Origin of the sequence: Lysobacter sp. Root690 (genome assembly GCF_001427785.1) — a bacterium.
Classification (GTDB): Bacteria; Pseudomonadota; Gammaproteobacteria; order Xanthomonadales; family Xanthomonadaceae; genus Lysobacter.
The window spans coordinates 30,127-50,315 of sequence record NZ_LMHM01000012.1 but is presented as its reverse complement, the minus strand read 5'-3'; the positions used below and the strand labels follow the sequence as shown (position 1 = coordinate 50,315).

The 20,189-nt window shown below is 66.8% G+C and carries 16 protein-coding genes; 12 read left to right on the top strand and 4 right to left on the bottom strand.

Annotated elements, in window-relative coordinates; all coding sequences use genetic code 11:
- Window positions 1-130 precede the first annotated feature (130 nt).
- From ASD86_RS08125 to ASD86_RS08100, 6 genes are all read left to right on the top strand, one after another.
- Window positions 131-2,203 (top strand): tetratricopeptide repeat protein, encoded by a 2,073-nt coding sequence (locus ASD86_RS08125; protein ID WP_056109319.1) that lies wholly within the window; start codon window positions 131-133, stop codon window positions 2,201-2,203.
- Between the two features lie 165 nt (window positions 2,204-2,368).
- Entirely contained in the window at window positions 2,369-2,995 is a 627-nt protein-coding gene (locus ASD86_RS08120; RefSeq protein ID WP_056109317.1) for a YbhB/YbcL family Raf kinase inhibitor-like protein, read from the top strand.
- Between the two features lie 4 nt (window positions 2,996-2,999).
- On the top strand, window positions 3,000-3,764 hold the full coding sequence (locus ASD86_RS08115; RefSeq protein ID WP_082578180.1) for an SDR family oxidoreductase: 765 nt from the start codon (window positions 3,000-3,002) through the stop codon (window positions 3,762-3,764).
- Between the two features lie 87 nt (window positions 3,765-3,851).
- On the top strand, window positions 3,852-4,331 hold the full coding sequence (locus tag ASD86_RS08110) for an RDD family protein (RefSeq protein ID WP_056109315.1): 480 nt from the start codon (window positions 3,852-3,854) through the stop codon (window positions 4,329-4,331).
- A gap of 249 nt (window positions 4,332-4,580) precedes the next feature.
- Window positions 4,581-5,048 carry an RDD family protein gene (locus ASD86_RS08105; RefSeq protein WP_162253629.1) on the top strand — a complete coding sequence of 156 codons (468 nt, stop codon included), beginning with the start codon at window positions 4,581-4,583 and terminating at the stop codon, window positions 5,046-5,048.
- A gap of 31 nt (window positions 5,049-5,079) precedes the next feature.
- On the top strand, window positions 5,080-5,544 hold the full coding sequence (locus ASD86_RS08100) for an RDD family protein (protein WP_056109312.1): 465 nt from the start codon (window positions 5,080-5,082) through the stop codon (window positions 5,542-5,544).
- A gap of 55 nt (window positions 5,545-5,599) precedes the next feature.
- Here the strand turns inward: ASD86_RS08100 and ASD86_RS08095 are convergent, their stop codons facing one another.
- The 3 genes from ASD86_RS08095 to ASD86_RS08085 form a co-directional block, all read right to left on the bottom strand.
- Entirely contained in the window at window positions 5,600-6,475 is an 876-nt protein-coding gene (locus ASD86_RS08095; protein WP_056109310.1) for an META and DUF4377 domain-containing protein, read from the bottom strand.
- 146 nt (window positions 6,476-6,621) lie between these two features.
- Entirely contained in the window at window positions 6,622-7,143 is a 522-nt protein-coding gene (locus ASD86_RS08090) for a DUF2750 domain-containing protein (RefSeq protein WP_056109309.1), read from the bottom strand.
- A gap of 37 nt (window positions 7,144-7,180) precedes the next feature.
- The gene (locus ASD86_RS08085; RefSeq protein WP_056109307.1) at window positions 7,181-7,987 is read right to left on the bottom strand and encodes an undecaprenyl-diphosphate phosphatase; all 807 of its coding nucleotides are present in this window, start codon (window positions 7,985-7,987) and stop codon (window positions 7,181-7,183) included.
- A gap of 285 nt (window positions 7,988-8,272) precedes the next feature.
- Between ASD86_RS08085 and glnA the strand changes: the two genes are divergently transcribed.
- The 4 genes from glnA to ASD86_RS08065 all read left to right on the top strand — a co-directional run bounded on the left by glnA (window position 8,273) and on the right by ASD86_RS08065 (window position 13,048).
- Entirely contained in the window at window positions 8,273-9,682 is a 1,410-nt protein-coding gene (glnA, locus tag ASD86_RS08080) for a type I glutamate--ammonia ligase (protein WP_056109305.1), read from the top strand.
- Between the two features lie 712 nt (window positions 9,683-10,394).
- On the top strand, window positions 10,395-11,249 hold the full coding sequence (locus ASD86_RS08075; protein ID WP_082578177.1) for a TorF family putative porin: 855 nt from the start codon (window positions 10,395-10,397) through the stop codon (window positions 11,247-11,249).
- A 52-nt stretch (window positions 11,250-11,301) separates the two neighbouring features.
- Window positions 11,302-11,640 (top strand): P-II family nitrogen regulator, encoded by a 339-nt coding sequence (locus tag ASD86_RS08070; protein ID WP_036113360.1) that lies wholly within the window; start codon window positions 11,302-11,304, stop codon window positions 11,638-11,640.
- A gap of 37 nt (window positions 11,641-11,677) precedes the next feature.
- Complete coding sequence (locus tag ASD86_RS08065) at window positions 11,678-13,048, top strand: ammonium transporter (protein WP_304438431.1); 1,371 nt, start codon at window positions 11,678-11,680, stop codon at window positions 13,046-13,048.
- A gap of 205 nt (window positions 13,049-13,253) precedes the next feature.
- Here the strand turns inward: ASD86_RS08065 and ASD86_RS08060 are convergent, their stop codons facing one another.
- Entirely contained in the window at window positions 13,254-14,804 is a 1,551-nt protein-coding gene (locus ASD86_RS08060) for a 2OG-Fe(II) oxygenase (RefSeq protein WP_056109304.1), read from the bottom strand.
- A 651-nt stretch (window positions 14,805-15,455) separates the two neighbouring features.
- On the opposite strand from ASD86_RS08060, the gene ASD86_RS08055 reads away from it, so the two are divergent.
- Both ASD86_RS08055 and ASD86_RS08050 read left to right on the top strand, forming a co-directional pair.
- Window positions 15,456-16,823, top strand: a complete 1,368-nt coding sequence (locus ASD86_RS08055) for a S8 family peptidase (protein WP_056109302.1) — start codon at window positions 15,456-15,458, stop codon at window positions 16,821-16,823.
- Window positions 16,824-17,363: 540 nt separating this feature from the next.
- Window positions 17,364-20,039 (top strand): TonB-dependent receptor, encoded by a 2,676-nt coding sequence (locus tag ASD86_RS08050; protein ID WP_056109300.1) that lies wholly within the window; start codon window positions 17,364-17,366, stop codon window positions 20,037-20,039.
- Window positions 20,040-20,189: the final 150 nt, after the last annotated feature.

The following is a 20,189-nucleotide window of genomic DNA, read 5'->3' as shown; positions in this document are numbered from 1 at the left end:
GCCGTCGATACATCCGTCCCGTCAGGCCAGCAGTGCCGTGCCCGCGGGCCTTGGCGCCGAAGCCGGAAAAGGCGCAAATCCGCGCGCGCGCCTACAATCGCCTCTCTTATTCCCGCGCGAAGCACTTCTCATGTACGAATCCATCCTCGATGCCCTGCGCCGCGGCGCGGCGGCTCAGGCGCTGAGCGCCGCCGAACAGGCGGTGTCGGCCGACCCGCAAGATGCGACCGCGCACCGCCTGCATGCGGCCGCGCTGCGCTTGAACGGCGATCGCGAAGGCGCCGTGGCCGCGCTCGACCGCGCCATCGGCATCACCCCGGAAGACGCCCAGCTGTACCTGGAACGCGCCGGCGCCCAGCTCGACGGCCGTCAGCTCGACGACGCCCAGGCCTCGCTCGCGCGCGCGATCGGGCTCGATCCGAACCAGTTCCCGGCTTACATCATGAAAGCCCAGCTCGCGATCGTGCGCGGCGATCTGGACGAGGCCGAGCGCCTGGGCCGCACCGCCGCGCGGATCGCGCCGGAGCACCCGCAGGTCAGCACCATCGAAGGCGTGCTCGCGCTGCGCCGCGGCGACGCCGACCGCGCCCTGGCCGTGCTCAGCCACGCCTCGACCCTGGCCCCGGACGATCCGCAGGTGCTGCACGGCCTGGGCTTCGCCTACCTGGCCAAGGGCCACCTGGCGTTCGCCGAGCAGGCCTTCACCACCCTGGCCGAGCGCCATCCCGAACAACCGACCCTGCAGTTGCTGATCGCCGACCTGCTGCGCCTGCAGCAGCGTTTCGGCGACGCCGCCGACCGCATCGCCGACCTCGCCCAGCGCGACGATGCCGGCTTCGGCGTGAAGCGTTGGGCCGGTGAACTCGAGCTCGACGCCGGTCGTCCCGAACGCGCGCTGCCGCTGCTGCGCGCCGCGTTCGATCAACATCCCTACGACCCGCGCACGCTCAACGGCATCATCGCCGCCTGGCGCAGCCTGGACGACGCCGACGGCGCGCGCGAAGCGCTCGAAGGCGCGCTCGCGCAGCATCCGCAAGCCGCCGATCTGTGGCGCGCGCGGCTGGTGCTGGAACCGTTCGGCGACGCCGCCGCGCTGGCCGTGATCGATCGCTGGCAGCAGGCCATGCCCGGCCATATCGCCGCGCTGGAAGCACGCGCGGCGGTCCACGACCAGAGCGGCGAACATGATGAGGCCGTCGCCATCGCCCACCGCATCGTCGAACTCAGTCCCGGCGACGTGCGCGCCGAGATGCGCATCGTCCAGGCCCTGGCCGAGCGCGATCCCGACGCCGCCGCCGAGCGCATCGAGCGCTTGATCGGCATGGCAGTGGACCCGCAGGTCAAGCGCGAACTGCGGCAGATGCTCGGCCGCAGCCTGGATCTGGCCGACCAGCCCGAGGCCGCCGCGGCGACCTGGGCCGAGCTGCATGCCGAAGTCGTCGACCAGCGCCTGCCGTTCAACACGGTCAGCAAGCGCGGTGGCGTCGAATGGCCGGCGCTGGCGCCGGTCGCCGACGGCACCCGCGGCATCCTGCTGCTGTGGGGCGCGCCGGGTTCGCGGGTCGAACGCATCGGCCAGGTGCTCGGCGCGGTCGGCGCGCCGCTGCTGGTCGACCGTTTCGGCGGACAGCCGCCGAGCGATCCGCTGCAACGTTACGGCTCGGTCGACGAACTGCTCAGCGGCGCATTGGACCCGGCGTTCCTGGTCAAGATGTACCGCGCGGCGCTGCCCGCGCGCGGCGTCGGCGACGGCCCGGTGTTCGACTGGCTGCTGTGGTGGGACAACGCCCTGCTGCGCGCGATGCGTCCGTATCTGTCCGAGGCGCTGCTGCTGATCGCGGTGCGCGACCCGCGCGACATGCTGCTGGACTGGCTGGCTTACGGCAGCCCGACCCCGTACGCGCTGCCCTCGCCCGAACAGGGCGCGCGCTGGCTGGCGCAGACCCTGGAGCAGGTCGCCGACCTGCACGAGGGCGATCTGTTCCCGCACAAACTGGTCAAGCTGGACGAAACCGGCGACGAGCCGACCGCGATCGCCCAGGTCCTGGCCGACGCGCTGCGCGTGCAGGTGTCGTTGCCCAACGGCCTGAGCCTGCCGCAACGTTTGCCCGACGGCCGCTGGCGCCAGTACGCCGAGCCGCTGGCCGAAGCGTTCGCGCTGCTGGCCCCGGTCGCGCGCCGCCTCGGTTACCCGCATACCTGAGTGCGTTCCGGCCGCATCGCTGCAACACAGCGATGCGGCCCATCGCGATCCACGGCCACACGCGGATGCGATGCTCGCGGTCCGGGCCGATCCGCGAACCGCCCGGACTCGTTCAACCGGACTCGTTAACCGGACCCGATCCGAACCCATCGAAGGAATCTCCCGATGCGTATCCACAGCACCAGCTTCCAGCACCGCCAGCGCCTGCCGGCCGAGTTCGCCGCCGGCCAGGCCACCGCCGACGGCTTCGGCTTCGCGCCCAACCGCAATCCGCATCTGGCCTGGGACGAGGTCCCGGAGGGCACGCGTTCGTTCGTGCTGCTGTGCATCGACCCGGACGTGCCGACCGTGCCCGAACTGGTCGGCCGCGCCGACGTGCAGATTCCCGAACACCAGGTGCGCGCCGACTTCATCCACTGGGTGGTCGCCGACATCGCCGCCGAGGTGCGCGAGATCGCCGCGGGCAGCTGCAGCGACGGCGTCACCGCGCACGGCAAGCGCGATCCGGCCGGGCCGCAAGGCGCGCGCCAGGGCATCAACGATTACACCGGCTGGTTCGCCGGCGACCCGGACATGGCCGGCGACTATTACGGCTACGACGGTCCGTTCCCGCCGCCCAATGACCTGCGCCTGCACCGCTATTTCTTCCGCATCTTCGCCCTGGATGTCGAGCGCCTGCCGCTGGACGCACGCTTCACCGCCGCCGATGCCTTGAATGCGATGCACGGCCACGTGCTCGGCGAGGCGACGATCTACGGTACCTATTCGCTCAATCCTTCGGTCAAGGGCTGAGCGCATGAGCGCGAACCGCGTCGCCATCGTCACCGGCGCCAGCCGCGGCATCGGCGCTGCGATCGCGCGTGAGCTGTCGGCGCAGGGCCTGTCGCTGGTGCTGACCGCGCGCTCGCGCGCCGAACTCGACACGCTGGCGGCGCAGTTGCCGCAGCCGGCGTTGGCGATCGACGCCGACCTGTCCGAGCCGGCCGCCGCCGCGCGTATCGTCGAGGCCACGCTGGCGCATTACGGCCGACTCGATGTCGTGGTCAACAATGCCGGCGCGACCCCGCGCGGCGATTTTCTCGGCTTTTCCGACGCCGACTGGGACGCGGGTTTCGCGCTCAAGTTCTTCGGCGCGGTGCGCCTGTGCCGCGCGGCGTGGCCGGCATTGGTCGCCAGCGGCGGCGCGATCGTCAACATCGCCGGCATCGGCGGACGCACCGGCAACGCCGAGTTCGCGATCGGCGGTTCGGTCAACGCCGCGCTGCTGAACCTGACCAAGGCGCTGGCCGATCGCGGGGTCGGCGACGGCGTGCGGGTCAACGCGGTCAATCCCAGTTCGATCGCGACCGAGCGCACCCAGGTGCGGATCGATGCGATCGCCCGCGAGCGCGACCTCGAGCCCGCCCAGGCCGCGCAGGAACTCGCGCGCAAACTCGGCGTGGCGCGCTTCGGCGAACCGGCCGAAATCGCCCGGGTGGTGGCGTTTCTCGTCTCCGACGCGGCCAGCTACATGCAGGGCGCGATCGTCGATGTCGACGGCGGTCAGACCCGCACCCTGTAATCGCCGCCGCGCCATCCGCCCGCGCGTGCGCGCTGGTCCGATGAGGCGCTGGATTAGAATCGACGCCATCGACGAGGAACCGGCGCAATGGACGACAACCAGAACCCTTACCACGCGCCGCAGGCGGAAGTGCGCCGGGCCGAGCGCGTGGCGCAGTTGGTCACCGCCAGCCGCGGCCAGCGTTTCATCCACTACCTGATCGACACCCTGGCCTGCTACGCGATCATGTTCGCGGCGATGCTGGTCTACGTCGGCATCGGCGGCGAGGCCGTGGTGACCGCGATGCAGGAGCCCAACCCGCTGCGCAACGTGCTGATCAGCGTGACGATGATCCTGGTGTACTACGTGCCGATGGAAGGCATGTTCGGGGTCACCCTGGGCAAGTTGGTCACCGGCACCCGCGTGGTCGACGAACAAGGCCGGCCGCCGAGCTGGGGCCAGGTGCTCGGCCGCACCTTCGCCCGACTGATCCCGTTCGAAGCGTTCTCGCTGCTGTTCTCGCGCGACGACCGCGTCTCCGGCTGGCACGATCGCCTGCCCAAGACCCTGGTCGTGCGCAGCCGCTGAGCGGCGTGTGCCGCCGCGTGTCGGTCGCGGCACGCAGCCGGTCCGATGGCCGCCAAAGCCCCTTCGATGCCGCCGGTTTTGCGCGTATAACGCTGGCTGCATGGGGGCCGGTGCCCGCCTGTTCGCCGAGGGGGCTCGCGTCGGACAGCGGGTCGGGCCGCCGCCTGAGCGCCGGTTCGATGGCCGATCCATCCGACCCGCGAAAACCGGACGCGTAAACCGACCCGCGTACAGCAAGGAGAGCGACGCTTGAACGACAGCCATAATCCCTACCAAGTGGTCCCGCGCAGCGTCGATCCGTACGCGGCGCCCGCCTCGTCGCTCATCCATGAGGTCGAACTCGAGCCGGCCGGGCGCGGCCTGCGTTTTCTCAACTACCTCATCGATTCGCTGGCGCTCGGTTCCACTATTGGCTTCGTGTTGGGCGTGCTCGGCGCGATTCCGCGCGATCCGATCGCTTTTATGTTTCTCAACATCGGCGCGACCTTCGTGTACTACACGATCATGGAAGGCGCGTTCGGCGTCACCCTGGGCAAGCTCGCCACCGGCACCCGCGTGGTCGACGAGAACGGCGATCCGCCCACCTGGGGCCTGGCCATGATCCGCTCGCTGTGCCGCTTCATTCCGTTCGAAGCGTTCTCGTTGCTGTTCTCCGGCGAACGCCGCACCGGCTGGCACGACAGCCTGGCCGGGACCTTAGTGGTCAAGAAAATCTGATCGCCGCGTTCGATCCACCACGAGAGCCGACATGCTGGAAAATCCCTATCGCGCGCCGCACTCGGCGGTGGTCGATCCCGCCGCGCCAACCGAGCTGATCCCGGCGGAACGCTGGCGCAGGCTGCTGACGTTCGTGGTCGACTATTTCCTGATCAACCTGATCATGGCCTCGATCGAGTACGCACTGAGCTTGTGGTTGCTGCCGCCCGGACAAGTGATCGTCAATCGTCCGGCCGCGTACACGCTGGTGATGCTGTTCGTGAGCGCGTCGATCTACTACATCCCGCAGGAAGGCCTGTGGGGCGTGACCGTCGGCAAAGTGCTGACCGGAACGCGGGTGGTCGACGAACACGGCCGCCCGCCGGGCTGGCGCAAGGCGATCAAACGCACCGTGGGCCGGTTCATTCCGTTCGATGCCCTGGCGGTGCTGCTGACCGCCAGGCGCCGTGGTTTCCACGACGCCTGGCCTAATACTTATGTGGTGCGTCGTCGCTGAGGATTTGAGCGACGACTTGCGCGACAAGTCGCGGTGATGCGCCTTCGCGCGCGGCTCAGTGGCTCGGCGGCGGCACCATCTCGCTCTCGACCACCATGTCCAGCACATACGCCACCGACGGCGCGTCGGCCGGCGGATTCTTGATCTGGAACTTCTTCACCCGCACGACATTGCGTATGCCGGCTTCGTGCTTGTAGCCCTCGATGTCCTGGTACAGGAAATGCCATTCGTCGCTGGGCTTGAGCGCCACGCCGTTGGCGTCGTAGCTGCGCTCGCGCACCCACAGGCATTGGTGATCGCGCATCAACGGATGCGGGCAGGCGCGGCGCTGCGCATCGACTTCCAGGAACACGGTCGCGCCGGCGCCGCCGTAGCGGGTTTCCGCGGTCGCTTCGCCGCTGAGGTTCAAGGTGCCGCCCGAGGCGGTGGTCAGGCGCAGACGCGGCTGCGGCGCATCGCCTTCGATCGCGAAGGTGTTGCGGCCTTGCAGCTGCTGCGAGATCGCCGTGTCCATCTGCATCAGGCGCGGATCCTGGCAGGCCATCAGCGTGGTCTGGAATTCTTTCACCTCCAACTGCGCGCCCTTGATCGTGTACTGCGCGCCGACGTGATTGCAGCCGCCCGACACGCCCAGCCGATCCTTGACGAAGCTCAGGGTCAACGCGTACTTGCCTTCGCGCTGCAGCACGGCGATCGGCTTGCCGGCTTTATCGGTCGCGGTTTCCACCGTCCAGCGGTAGCCGCCCAGGTCGATCGAGCCGTTAGACGGGGCGGCGGCGGGCGAAGCCGATTCGCTGGGCATGGCGCTGTCCTTGGCGTTGGCATCGCGGTTGTGCGACGGCGCGGCGCAGGCGGCGAGCAGCGCGGTCGAGAGAGCGGCGGCGGCCCACAGGGCGGCCGGACGACGAGGGGAAAGGCGCGAGGTAGTCATGAGCGAGGATGATCCGTGCTGCGTTGCGAAGACTGGATCAACGTACCGAAACGCGCGATGGGGTCGGTGACGGGTCGGGCGCATTCAGCCGCGAGCCAGCGCGGAATTGAACTGCGATGCGGCGCGCGTCATCGCCTCGACGCGGGTCACGGCTCGCGCGGTTTGGCGAACTTCTGCGCCAGCTCGCGCTGCGCACGTTCCAAGTCCAGACCCGCATCCGAGTCCGGCTCGGCCGCTGCGTCGTCGTCTTCGCCGTCGAACTCGCCCTCATCGGCGAGCACATCGTCCAGATGCGCGAGCAACTGCGCGACATCGACCGCGGCGCTGTGCATGCGCTCGTTCGGAAACACGCCCACCACCACGCCGGCCTCGGCCATCGACGCGGCGGCGCGATCGCGCCACGCGCTCAGTTCGCGCTCGGCCGGCGCGTAGGTCTGCAACTGCGGCGCGCGCACCAGGCAGGCGCGCGCGGTCGCCGCCGACGGCCACGCCGGCAACAATTCCTGACCGTCTTCGTCGAACAAGGTCAGCACGAATTCGCCCGACACCGCGACCCAGAACTTGCCGGTGCGCGCGACCGATTCCAGGAACGCGGCATAGCGCTCGGCGCCGGACAACTGCACGTAGTCGAGCAACTGCTGTTCGGCGAGGCGGTCTTGTTCGTTCATCGATGCGGTTCCGGTGCGTGGATCAAAGGCGTCGCGCTCAGCTGCCCGACGGCATCAGCAGCAACAGCGCCGCGCCGAATGCGACGCGGTACACCGCGAACGCGGTGAAACGATGGCTCTGGATATACCGCAACAGCCACTTCACCGCGATGAAGGCGGTCACCGCCGAGGCGATGAAGGCCACCGCCAGCGCGCTCCAGTCTTCGTTGGCCGCGGCCGGCGTGCCGAGCACGTGCATCAGCTCGTAGCCGCTGGCCGCGAACATGGTCGGGATGCCGACCAGGAACGCGAACTCGGTCGCCGCCGCGCGGCTGGTGGTGCCGGCGAGCAGCGCGATGAAGATCGTCGCCGCCGAACGCGAGGTGCCCGGAAACACCCCAGCCACGACCTGGGCGATGCCGACCAGCGCCGCCACGGTCCAGGTGATCTGGCTGCGTTCGCCGAGGGCGGCGGCGCGCTTGGCGGCGAAGTGCTCGGCCGCGACCATCCACACACCGCCCAGCACCAGTGCCCAGGCGATCGGAGTGACGTGGTCGGGCAAGGTGAAACCGGCCTTCTTGACCGCGATGCCGAGCACCGCGGTGAGGCCGAAGGCCAGGCCGAGCTTGAGCAGGTAGTCGAGGTTGTCGCGCTGGGTGAAACCGGTCGCCAGCCCCCACAGGCGCTTCCAGTAGATCACCACCACCGCGAGGATCGCGCCGGCCTGGATCGAGATGTTGAACAGGTCCGAGCGGGCGCCGAGCCAGTGCTGGGCGATCAGCAGATGGCCGGTGCTGGAGATGGGCAGGAATTCGGTGATGCCTTCGATGATGCCCAGGAGCAGGGCGGCTAGCAGGTCGGTCATTGGGGCCGGGATTCGAGATTCGGGAGTCGGGATTCGCCACAGCGAGGGGCGAGTCGGCGGGCAGGATAGCTGAAACGCCATTGATCCAAGTTGGTGCGGATCGAGTTTGTAACGCACCAACTTGGATCATTGCTGCGTCGCGTCAAGATTTAGTTCTATACAAATCATGTACTTGGAGAATATGGAAACTTGGCACGCGGTTTGCATCCTGTAACGGCAGGCGGCTCCAAAGCCCTCGTGTCGCACGAATCTCCAATCCCAAATCCCCAATCTCGGATCCAACCCATGTCTCTCGAACACGTCGAAAAGCTCGTTAAGGACCACAAGGTCGAATTCATCGATCTGCGTTTCACCGACATGCGTGGCGTCCAGCACCACGTGACCTTCCCCAAGTCGATCGTCGAGCCGGCGCTGTTCGAAGACGGCAAGATGTTCGACGGCTCCTCGATCAGCGGCTGGAAGGGCATCAACGAGTCGGACATGATCCTGCTGCCCGACCCGTCGACCGCGTACCTGGACCCGTTCACCGCCGATCCGACGATCGTGCTGACCTGCGACATCCTCGACCCGGCCACCATGCAGGCCTACACGCGCGACCCGCGCGGCGTCGCCAAGCGCGCCGAGGCCTACCTCAAGTCCAGCGGCGTCGCCGACCAGGCCTTCTTCGGTCCGGAGCCCGAGTTCTTCATCTTCGACTCGGTGCGCTACGCCAATGAAATGGGCCACACCTTCTTCCATGTCGATTCGGAAGAAGCCGCGTGGAACTCGGGCAAGGAATACGAAGGCGGCAACAGCGGCTACCGTCCGGGCGTGAAGGGCGGCTATTTCCCGGTTGCCCCGCTCGACTCGCTGCACGACATCCGCGCCGAGATGTGCAAGACGCTGGAACAGGTCGGCATCGAAGTCGAAGTGCATCACCACGAAGTCGCCAACGCCGGCCAGTGCGAGATCGGCACCAAGTTCAACTCGCTGGTCGCCAAGGCCGACGAGCTGTTGACGATGAAGTACATCATCAAGAACGTCGCCCACCGCAACGGCAAGACCGCGACTTTCATGCCCAAGCCGATCGTCGGCGACAACGGCAGCGGCATGCACGTGCACCAGTCCTTCGCCAAGGGCGGCGTCAACCTGTTCTCCGGCGACGGCTACGGCGGCCTGTCGCAGATGGCGCTGTGGTACATCGGCGGCGTGTTCAAGCACGCGCGCGCGATCAACGCGTTCACCAACTCGGGCACCAACAGCTACAAGCGTCTGGTCCCGGGCTACGAGGCGCCGGTGATGCTGGCGTACTCGGCGCGCAACCGTTCGGCGAGCTGCCGCATTCCGTACGTGGCCAACCCGAAGGCGCGCCGCATCGAAATGCGCTTCCCCGATCCGATCCAGTCGGGTTACCTGACCTTCGCCGCGCTGATGATGGCCGGCCTGGACGGCATCAAGAACCAGATCGATCCGGGCGCGCCGAGCGACAAGGACTTGTACGACCTGCCGCCGGAAGAAGAGAAGGGCATTCCGACCGTCTGCCATTCGCTCGACCAGGCGCTGGAAGCGTTGGACAAGGACCGCGAGTTCCTCAAGGCCGGCGGCGTGTTCACCGACGACTTCATCGACGGCTACATCGCGCTGAAGATGCAGGAAGTGACCAAGTTCCGCGCGGCCACGCATCCGCTCGAATACCAGATGTACTACGCGATCTAAGGGAGATGCCGTGTATGTACATCGGGTCTTCGGATCGGCGGATGTCCGGCCCGGTCCTCGCGGACCGGGCGCTCACCGGGCCGGAATGCGCTTCAACGCATTCCGGAAAACTCCCGGTTCGCCCACTCGAATACCAGATGTACTACGCGATCTGACGCCATGAACCGTTTCGCCTTCCCGCCACCCGCACGCATGCCCGATCGCCCGCGCCGCTTCGATGCGGCGCGGCGGGACGCCACGCGGCGGCGCGAGACGGCGATGCGCGACATGCGATGAAACAGCACACGGCCCGGGGCTAACGCTCCGGGCCGTGTCGCTTCCAGGGACGAAAACTTCAACCACGGGCGACGCCACGCGCCCATCCGCACGACGACGCGCTTCGGCCGCCGTCGCGGGACCGTGTTTGCCTGAAAAAAGCACGACACAAAACGCAAAGCGCTTCAGCGACGCAAGCAACAAGTCAAAACACAGTCGAAACAAGCACCACACACCGCGCGAACCAGGAACGCGACCCAAGCCAAATAGAGCCCAAGCCGTTCCGACACGCACGAACACCGCAACGACGATCACGCAGGAGGAAAAACCCAAGACGCAGGCGCGGACCGCAGAGTCCGACCGCGCGTCCAGCTCCGGTTCCGGACCACGCACGAATCGCAGCGCAACACCGCAGCAATGACCGGGGAGGGGCCACCGCTTATGAGGAGCCTGCGTCATGTCGTCTCATCTCAAGACTGAATACGCTTATGCCGTCGCCAAGGCGACCACGGGCGTCAATGCCGAATCCGTTGGCGCGAACTCCGCTGGCCTGACCGTCATCGGGCTCAAGGGCGCGCTCGTCGCCGCGCTCGCGTTGTCCGCCATCGCGGCCGGCAACGCGCAAGCCGGCACCACCGGTTCGATCAGCCTGACTTCGGACTACCTCTTCCGCGGGGTCTCGCAGACCAATCAGGAACCCGCCTTGCAAGGCGGCATCGAATACGCGCACGACAGCGGTTTCTACGTCGGCGCCTGGGGCAGCAACGTGAGCTGGTTGTCGGACACGGTGGTGATCGGCGACAACATCTCCAGCAGTCTGGAACTCGACGCCTATCTGGGTTATCGCGGCAAGGCCGGCGAGATCTTCTCGTACGACCTCGGCGTGCTGACCTACTACTACCCCGGCGACTACCCCGGCGGCTTCAACAGCCCCAACACCACCGAGATCTACCTGGGCGGCACGCTAGCGCCCAGCGACACGGTGTCGGTCGGCTTGAAGTATTCGTACGCCGTCACCGATCTGTTCGGTTATGCCGACTCCGACGGCAGCGGCTACCTCGACGCCAACCTCAACTGGACCTTCCAGCCGACCTGGACGCTCAACCTGCACGGCGGCAAGCAGTGGATCGAGCACAACGAGGATTTCGAATACACCGACTGGAAGCTCGGCGTGACCAAGAGCTTCGAAAGCGGCTTCTCGATCGCGGCGGCCTACAGCAGCACCGATGCCGAAGAAGCGCTGTACACCAACGCCCACAACAACTTCCTGGCCGACGACGCCTTCACCTTGACGGTGAGCAAGGCGTTCTGACCGCGCCCGCTCCCAGACCGCATCCACCCATCACGAACCACGGAGCTGCGAGATGAAACTGATCATTGCGATCATCCGCCCGTTCAAGCTCGACGAGGTGCGCGAGGCGCTGACCGAAGTCGGCGTCTCGGGCATCACCGTCACCGAAGTCAAGGGCTTCGGCCGCCAGAAGGGCCACACCGAGCTGTACCGCGGCGCCGAATACGTCGTCGATTTCCTACCCAAGCTGAAGATCGAATGCGCCGTGCCCGACAGCCTGCTCGACGCGGCGCTGGAAGCGATCCAGAACGCCGCGCGCACCGGCAAGGTGGGCGACGGAAAAATCATCGTCCTTCCGGTCGAGAACACGGTGCGCATCCGCACCGGCGAACTCGACGACGACGCCCTTTGACTCCACGCCTGCGAGAGACGACATGAAATACGAAACGATGCTCGACCCCCGCTCGCGCGAGCGGGCGTTGCGAACCCTGGCCTGGAGCGCGCTGCCGATCGCCGCGTTGCTGGCGCTGGGCCCGGCGCACGCGCAGGACGCCGCGGCCGCCGCCGAAGCGGCCAAGCCCGTCGTCGACAAGGGCGACGTGGCCTGGATGCTGACTTCGACCCTGCTAGTGTTGCTGATGACGGTGCCCGGCCTGGCCCTGTTCTACGGCGGCCTGGTGCGCTCCAAGAACGTGCTGTCGGTGCTGATGCAGGTGCTGGCGGTGTTCTCGCTGATCGTGCTGCTGTGGGTCACCTACGGTTACTCACTGGCGTTCAACGGCGGCAACGCCTTCATCGGCAATCTCGACAAGTTGTTCCTCAAGGGCGTGAACAAGGAATCGCTGGCGGCGACGTTCACCGCCGGCGTGTCGCTGCCCGAGTACGTGTTCATCGCTTTCCAGTCGACCTTCGCCGGCATCACCGGCGCGCTGATCGTCGGCGCCTTCGCCGAGCGCATCAAGTTCTCGGCGGTGCTGCTGTTCTCGGCGATCTGGTTCACCTTCGCCTATCTGCCGATCGCGCACATGGTCTGGTACGGGCCGGACGGCTATCTGTTCGCCAAGGGCGCGATCGATTTCGCCGGCGGCACGGTGGTGCATATCAACGCCGGTGTCGCCGGCCTGGTCGGCGCCTACTTCGTCGGCAAGCGCGTGGGCTACGGACGCGAGGCGATCAAGCCGCACAACGTCACCTTCACCATGATCGGCGCGTCGTTGCTGTGGGTGGGCTGGTTCGGCTTCAACGCCGGTTCCAACCTGGAAGCGACCGCGGGTGCGGCGCTGGCGTTTCTCAACACGCTGCTGGCGACCGCGGCCGCGGCGTTGGCCTGGAGCCTGGTCGAGAAGGTGATCAAGGGCAAGCCGTCGATGCTCGGCGGCGCGTCGGGCGTGGTTGCCGGCCTGGTCGCGATCACCCCGGCCTGCGGCACGGTCGGTCCGTTCGGCGCGATCGCGATCGGCGCGATCGCCGGCGCGGTCTGCGTGTGGGGCGTGCACGGCCTCAAGCGTTTGCTGCGCGCGGACGATGCGCTCGACGTGTTCGGCGTGCACGGCCTGGGCGGCATCATCGGCGCGCTGCTGACCGGTGTATTCAGTTCGCCGTCGCTGGGCGGCTTCGGCCTGGGCGCGGGCAACGACACGATCGCCGCGCAGCTCGGCGTGCAGGCGCTCGGCGTCGGCATCACCGTGGTCTGGTCCGGCGTGGTGTCGGTGATCGCGTTCGCGCTGGTGAAACTGGTGGTCGGCCTGCGCGTGCCGGAGGAAGCCGAACGCGAAGGTCTGGACATCACCACGCATGGCGAAACCGCGTACGAAAATTGATCGCGCCGGTATCGATCAAGCGCGATGCTTCAAAGCCCCTCTCCCGCGCGCGGGAGAGGGGTTGGGGTGAGGGAATACACGGCGTGAGGACAACGCAGCACAATCCTGTACTGCCTTCACCAACCCCTCTCAATCCTTCGCTCACTTCGGTCACCGCAAACAGGACCGAGCTTCTACTGCCGCGATATATCAGCGACGCGACTGCTCAACCCATCGCATCGAACCGCAACTCGCCGTCATAACCGCAACTGAGCAGCCGCCCGTCCGCCAGTTCGATCGCGTCGGTAGCGAAGTTCGCATGCCGGCGCTCGGCCGCCGCCGCGTCGCGCTCAAGCGACCACAGCCGCACACGCCCATCCTCGCCACAGCTGACCAGACGTCCGTCGTCCAGCCAGCGGACCCGGCGCACCGCCGCGTCGTGCGCCCGCCAGTCGCGGAGCGCGACGAAGCGATCGCCATGCAGTTCGAACACCCGGATCCGCCCGTCGATGTCGCCGATCGCGATACGACGCGACGCGGGCGAGTCGGCTGATGCCGGATCGACTCGTGCATCGACACTACGCAATGGCGCCGTTCCGCTCCACATATTCAGATAGCTCCGCGAGTGCGCATCCCACAACCGCAGCTCGCCGTCCTCCGACGCGCTGATCAGGCGATGCGCATCGAGTTTGCACAACGACCACACCCAGCCGCGATGACCGCACAACTCGCCGACAGCTTCGCCATGCGGCGTCCATAACGCGATCCGCGCATCGGCGCCGCCGCTGGCGAGTAGCCCGTCGTCGAGCCTGAGCAGCGACAACACCGCCGCATCGTGCGCGACGACTTCGCGAACGCACTCGCCGCTGCGCAGATCCCACCAACGCAGGCAGCGGTCGCGCGACACCGAGGCCAACCGATCGCCATCCAGTTCGCACACACCTAGCACCGACTGCCGATGACCCAGAAGGCGCGCCTGCAGCTCGCCCTCAGACGACCACACCCGGATCGCCGCATCGCGCCCGCTGCTGACGATTCGTCCATCATGCAGTCGCGCCAGGCTCCACACATAACCGTCGTGCCCCGGCGCGAATGAGGCCGATTCCGCAATCGGCGCCGGCGTCTCGCGCCGGTACAACAGATCGCTGCGCAGGATGTGTTTGACCCCGCGCGTCACCGCTTCGCCGGCATGCCACAGCGCGTGATCGAACACGATCAGCAGGCCGGCGCGCGGCCGCACCCGCGCGATCACCGGCGGCGCGTCGTCGATGCCGCCCTGCGGCCCTTGCGCATGGAACACGGTGTCGCCGCCGTCGAAGGCGTCGCCATCGGTCAGATAGATCATGAAGGTCAAACGGGTGCGTTCATCGGCGCCGCGATGGTGCACGCCGTCCTGATGGATGTTGAAGCGCTGGCCCGGCCGATAGCGGCACAGGCGCAGGCGTTCGTTGAGCGCGTGCAGACGCCAGCCCGCGCCGTCGGCGTCGACCAGCCGCTCGGGCGCGTAGCTGCGCAAGCGTTCGAACAGACGTCGCGCGAGCGCAGCGTCGTCGAGCACCTGGCGATCGTTGTTGCGGTAGGACGGCGGGTAATCGCTGCCGGCGCCGACGAAGCCGCGCGCTTCGGCGGCGTCGATCAGTGCCGCGCATTCCTCGGCGCTGAGAAAGCCGTGGACCAGCAGGCAATGGCCCATGGCCGCGGGCAGCGGATGCTCGGTCTGCAGCTTGGCGAGCGCGGTATCGAGCGCACCGACAAGCTGATTATCTTGGGCAGACAAAGGCCTGCCCGCCCGCGAGGGCTGGAGCGGTTGAACTGCGGCGTTCATGACTGGACTCGATAAGGCGGCGAACCAATGGGTTCGCCCGGCCGCGGCGATGCGCTCGCCGCCGACCTTACTCCGGGCCGCGCCGGCCGTCGAGGGTGGTGCACGACCCAGGCGCATCGATGCGCGCGGAAACGAATTGCAATCGCAAACCGCATTTCGCTCGTCACGGTGTCGAATGCCTTGATCGAACGCCGCGCGCGATTGCCGCGCCACTATCGGTTGCGTCGTCCACCGCATGCGCGATCGCGGTCCACGTCTTTCACATCCACCGTCGCAGTTACTTTTGCAGCGACACGATTCCGATGCGCGCCGCGCGCGATGGAGATTCCGAGTGCGCGCACACGATAGTGGCGTAGTCAATGCACATACTTACTAAAACGAAGTGCAATCCATGACCCGCATCAACGAATCGCTTGTGACGAATAACGGTTTATCCGTTGTCGAATAAATATTCCCGTCTAGGCTGCGTAACGCGGACATAGCGCTGTCCGCCGACACGTCCGGACGCACTCGCGCAAGACAGTCATTCAGCTCTATCGCGAGATGGGACCAGGACGGTTCCGCCGCATTCCGCGGCCAACGAAACCTCACGGGAGTTTCGCAATGACCTCGCAACTCAAGCCTCGCCTGCACCTGCTCGCGCTCGCCACTGTCGCCGTTCTCGCCGCCGCGCCGGCGTTCGCCGCCGACCGCGTCAATCTCACCAGCCTCGATCCGGATCGTCCGGTCGCCGGTTTCATCGTCGCCTACAAGTCGGGCACGCCCAAGAGTCTGGATCTGCAGCGTCAGCTCGATACCGCCGTGCGCACGCTCGGCCATAAAGACCTGACCATCAAGCACGTACGCCAGATCGCGACCGGCGGCGAACTGATCGAAGTCAACCGCCCGCTCGACATCGTCGCCGCGACCACGCTGATGCAGCAGATCGCATCGAACCCGAACGTGGACTACATCGAACCCAATTCGTGGTTCACCGTCGCGTTGACCCCGAACGATCCCAGCTATCCCTCGCAGTACGGCCTGAGCGGCACCTGGGGCATTCGCGCCAACACCGCCTGGGACAACACCTATCAGGGCCAGGGCAAGATCATCGCGGTGGTCGATACCGGCATCACCAGCCATCCGGATCTCGCCGCCAACCTGACCTCGCCGCTGGGCTACGACTTCATCACCAACGTCACTGCCGCCGCCGACGGCAACGGCCGCGACAGCGACCCGACTGATCCGGGCGACTTCTGCAGCCCGAATCCGTCGAGCTGGCACGGCACCCACGTGACCGGCATCGCCGCGGCGGTGACCAACAACGCGGTCGGCGTCGCCGGCACCGCGTTCAAGGCCAAGGTGCTGAGCGTGCGCGTGCTCGGCAAGTGCGGCGGCAGCCTGGCCGACATCGCCGACGGCATCACCTGGGCGTCGGGCGGCACGGTCAGCGGCGTGCCGGCGGTCGGCGCCAACAAGGCCACCGTCATCAACATGAGCCTGGGCGGCAGCGGCGCGTGCAGCTCGACCTTCCAGACCGCGATCAACGGTGCGGTGGCGCGCGGCGTGACCGTGGTCGTCGCGGCGGGCAACAGCAACGCCAACGCGGCCAACTTCCAGCCGGCCAGCTGCGCCAACGTGATCAACGTCGGCGCCACCACCTCGGCCGGCGTGCGCGCGAGCTTCTCCAACTGGGGACCGTCGGTGGACGTGGCCGCGCCCGGCCAGAGCATCCTGTCGACGCTCAACAGCGGCAGCACCACGACCGGTTCGCCGACCTATGCGAACTACAGCGGCACCTCGATGGCGGCGCCGTTCGTGGCCGGCATCGTCGCGCTGATGCAGTCCAAGCCCGGCGTCGATCTCACCCCGGCGCAGGTCGAGGCGACGATCAAGGCGGCCGCCAACGTGACCGCGTTCCCGTCGGTGCAGAACCCGGTGATCGGCTCGGGCATCGCCAACGCGGACAAGGCGACCGACGCCACGCCGTAAGCCAGTTCGGAACTGCAATCGCACTGGAGAACCCCGGCCACGGCCGGGGTTCTCTTTCGTGTCGCGTGCGCCCATAAGACTCTTGCCGCGAGATGCGCCACGCAGCGCTATCGTGCCCGCGCATCCGACACAGGCTTGCGCAATCCCTTGATGCATTGCGCAATCGCGACCGCGCGAATGCACGCAATGCGATAGCGATGACGAAGCGTCGCCGCGCGCGTCGATGCCCGACCTTCGTCGCATGCACCGCCCGTCGCGCACGCACCCGGGCGCATATCCCTCGCATGAATGCGCGTGGCGCGTGATTGCCATCACGCTCATGCAGGACGGATGTCGCCAACGCGCCGCATCAAGGATTGTTTCGCGCCGTCATGCTGCAATGCCGCATCGGTGTCTGTCGGTTGACAGCGCTGTCATGGCCGGGCTACAAGCTTCCCGCACGGCTATCGCGCCGGCTGCGCTCGCGCATGCGTCGGTCCGGGTCTCAAGCCCGGCAACACGATCGGTCGGCGGGGCCGGCCCCGGGGAGGGGAAGTTTCGATGAAGGTATCCAAGCGAGTGTGCGTTCGTGGTTCGGGCTTGAGTGTTGCGATCTTCGCCGCGCTGCTGGCCGGATCGGCCTGCGCGCAGGACGCCGCCGCGCCGGCCGATGCGAAGTCCGCATCGAACCAGCAGGCCACCGACCTGGATTCGGTGATCGTCACCGTCGAACGCCGCGAGCAGAGCCTGCAGAAATACGCCGGCACCGCGCAGGCGCTGTCGCAGGACGATCTGCGCGGCCTGGGCATCAACAATGAACTGCGCCAGCTGCAGGTCGCCGTGCCGGGCTTGAGCATCGCCAATCAGGAAGGCGCGACCGAAGTCTTCATCCGCGGCGTGGGCTCGTCCAACAACACCGAACTCGGCGATCCGGGCGCGGCGCCGCACGTCAACGGCGCCTACATCCCGCGTCCGCGCGGTCTGGGCGGCATGTTCTACGATCTGGAACGGGTCGAGATCAACAAAGGCCCGCAAGGCACGCTGCGCGGCCGCAACGCGCTGGCCGGCACGCTCAACATCGTGACCAAGCGGCCCGAACTGGGCGGAGCTTTCAGCGGCTATGTGCAGGGCGAAGTCGGCAACCGCGATCAGAAGGGCTACGAGACCGCGCTAAATTTTCCACTCGGCGAGTACGCCGCGTTGCGCTTCGCCGGCTATCACATCGAGAAGGAAGCCGGCTTCAACAACGCCGGCCTGTACCGGCATCTCAAGCCCGCGGGTATCCAGGACGACAGCGCGGGACGTCTGTCGTTCCTGTACGAACCCGACGACAAGCTGTCGGTGTTCGCGATGCTCGATGTCGGCCGCGAACTGGGCACCGGCTACCCCGGCGCTGGCGTATTCGAAGCCGCGCAAGCGGGCTTCAAGCCCGACGACATCGACATGCGCTCGGTGGTGTACCGCGGCGTGCAAGGCAAGGTCGACAACAAGCTGTGGGGCTTCCAAGGCACGGTGCGTTACGACTTCGGCAGGGTGAACCTGGAATACAACGGCAGCTACCGCGACGTCGATTATTTCCAGATCAACTCCGGTTCGGTCGGCAACACCTGGCCGGGTCGCGATCTGAGCCTGCGTCCGCCGGGCGCGCCGGCGAGCGCCGGCGGCATCGACTACGACGTGTTCAACACCAACTACCTGCAGGCGCGCTCGCAGGCGCAGACCCACGAACTGCGGCTGTCGTCCGACGACGACGCGCGTTTTCGCTGGACCACCGGCGGCTTCTACTTCCATGAGAAGCAGCAGGTCGGTTTCATGTCGCTGACCGACAAGGGCGCGTTCTACTCGGGCACCGAATTCACCATGCCCGACGTCGACGGCAAGTCGTGGGCGGCGTTCGGCGACGGCACCTTCGACGTCAACGAGCGTTTCCGGGTCAAGGGCGGCCTGCGCTACACCGAGGAAAGCAAGTCGCGCGACGGCATCGGCGGCAACTGGACCATCGGCCTGGGCGGCGACGGCGGCGTGTTCCAGACCCGGCTAGGCACCGAAGGCTTCAGGCCGACCCTGCTCGATCGTCCCAACTTCAACACCACCGGCCTGACCAGCAATGCCGACATGGCCCGCTTCCTGTTGCAGGGCATCGTCCAGGCCGGCGCGCGCGACACCATGCAGCAGCAGTTGCAGGGCATCGTCGACGGCAGCCGCCCGAACGGCACCTGCATCGATCGCCCCGACATCGGCGGCAACACGGTCGATTGCCCGGCCAACGGCCAGCACAGCTTCATCGCGCTCGGTATTCCGTCGGAACAGCACGGCGCCAGCGCGTTCGAATTCCTCGACTGGCGGGTGGGTTTCGAATACGACCTCAGCGATCGCAACCTTTTGTACGCGACCGTTTCCACCGGCCACAAGGCCGGCGGTTTCAACGACAGCTTCGACGTCAACGCGATCCCGGAGACGTATAAGCCCGAGAAACTGACCGCGCTGGAAATCGGCTCGAAGAACAGCTTCGAATTCCTAGGCCGCACCTCGACCTTCAACGTCAGCGGTTTCTACTACGACTACGCCGATCAGGTGTTCCAGGACCTGAGCGTGATCGCGTTCAATCCCGACGGCGAAGCCACCGGATTCGCGCTGGTCAATCGCAACGTCGGCAAGTCCGAGCTGTACGGCATCGAGGCCGAGAGCCGGCTGCGTTTCGGCGGCGGTTTCACTCTCGACCTCAATGCCTTGTACTTGCACACCGAAGTCAAGCGGGGCGTGGTCGCCGACGTACGCAGCCAGGACTTCGGCAACGGCGGCATCACCTCGCAGATCGACCTGGCCGGCAACGAGCTGCCGCTGTCGTCGAAGTTCACCTTCAATGCGCGCCTGCAGCACGCGATCGACTTCGGCGGCGGCACCTTCGATTGGCAGATCCTCGCGGCGTATCGCTCGTCGTTCTTCTTGACCCAGTACAACGATCGCGAAGTGACCTTTCTGCGCGATACCCAGGGCACGGTCGATCGGGTCGAGGATGCGGCCACCGCGGGTTTTCCGGACGAGCAGAAGGGCTTCACCCAGATCAACGCCGGCGCCGGTTTCACCACTCTCGACGGCGCCTGGCGCTTCGAACTGTGGGGCAGCAACCTGACCAACAAGGACGTATCCCAAAAGGCGCTGGTCGGTTCGGGCGTCAACGTGCGTTTCCTCAACGATGCGCGCAGCTACGGCATGAGGGTCCGTTGGAATTTCTGATCGCCACTCGCAGGCGTCCCGCTTCGCCGCCCCGGTCCGCGCACACCCCCACGGTGTGCGGGTCGGGGCGGCGGGGTTTTGTTGTGGGTGTTCTGCGTGGTGCGTCTTGCGAGGCGCCGGGTCGGCGTGGCTTCGTCACAGTGGCGGCGA

What these genes read in the sequence shown, in the direction of transcription:
- ASD86_RS08125 (WP_056109319.1), top strand. Translation starts at nt 131, where the DNA reads ATGTACGAATCCATCCTCGATGCCCTGCGCCGCGGCGCGGCGGCTCAG.
- ASD86_RS08120 (WP_056109317.1), top strand. Translation starts at nt 2,369, where the DNA reads ATGCGTATCCACAGCACCAGCTTCCAGCACCGCCAGCGCCTGCCGGCC.
- ASD86_RS08115 (WP_082578180.1), top strand. Translation starts at nt 3,000, where the DNA reads ATGAGCGCGAACCGCGTCGCCATCGTCACCGGCGCCAGCCGCGGCATC.
- ASD86_RS08110 (WP_056109315.1), top strand. Translation starts at nt 3,852, where the DNA reads ATGGACGACAACCAGAACCCTTACCACGCGCCGCAGGCGGAAGTGCGC.
- ASD86_RS08100 (WP_056109312.1), top strand. Translation starts at nt 5,080, where the DNA reads ATGCTGGAAAATCCCTATCGCGCGCCGCACTCGGCGGTGGTCGATCCC.
- ASD86_RS08095 (WP_056109310.1), bottom strand. Translation starts at nt 6,475, where the DNA reads ATGACTACCTCGCGCCTTTCCCCTCGTCGTCCGGCCGCCCTGTGGGCC.
- ASD86_RS08090 (WP_056109309.1), bottom strand. Translation starts at nt 7,143, where the DNA reads ATGAACGAACAAGACCGCCTCGCCGAACAGCAGTTGCTCGACTACGTG.
- ASD86_RS08085 (WP_056109307.1), bottom strand. Translation starts at nt 7,987, where the DNA reads ATGACCGACCTGCTAGCCGCCCTGCTCCTGGGCATCATCGAAGGCATC.
- glnA (WP_056109305.1), top strand. Translation starts at nt 8,273, where the DNA reads ATGTCTCTCGAACACGTCGAAAAGCTCGTTAAGGACCACAAGGTCGAA.
- ASD86_RS08075 (WP_082578177.1), top strand. Translation starts at nt 10,395, where the DNA reads ATGTCGTCTCATCTCAAGACTGAATACGCTTATGCCGTCGCCAAGGCG.
- ASD86_RS08070 (WP_036113360.1), top strand. Translation starts at nt 11,302, where the DNA reads ATGAAACTGATCATTGCGATCATCCGCCCGTTCAAGCTCGACGAGGTG.
- ASD86_RS08065 (WP_304438431.1), top strand. Translation starts at nt 11,678, where the DNA reads ATGCTCGACCCCCGCTCGCGCGAGCGGGCGTTGCGAACCCTGGCCTGG.
- ASD86_RS08055 (WP_056109302.1), top strand. Translation starts at nt 15,456, where the DNA reads ATGACCTCGCAACTCAAGCCTCGCCTGCACCTGCTCGCGCTCGCCACT.
- ASD86_RS08050 (WP_056109300.1), top strand. Translation starts at nt 17,364, where the DNA reads ATGAAGGTATCCAAGCGAGTGTGCGTTCGTGGTTCGGGCTTGAGTGTT.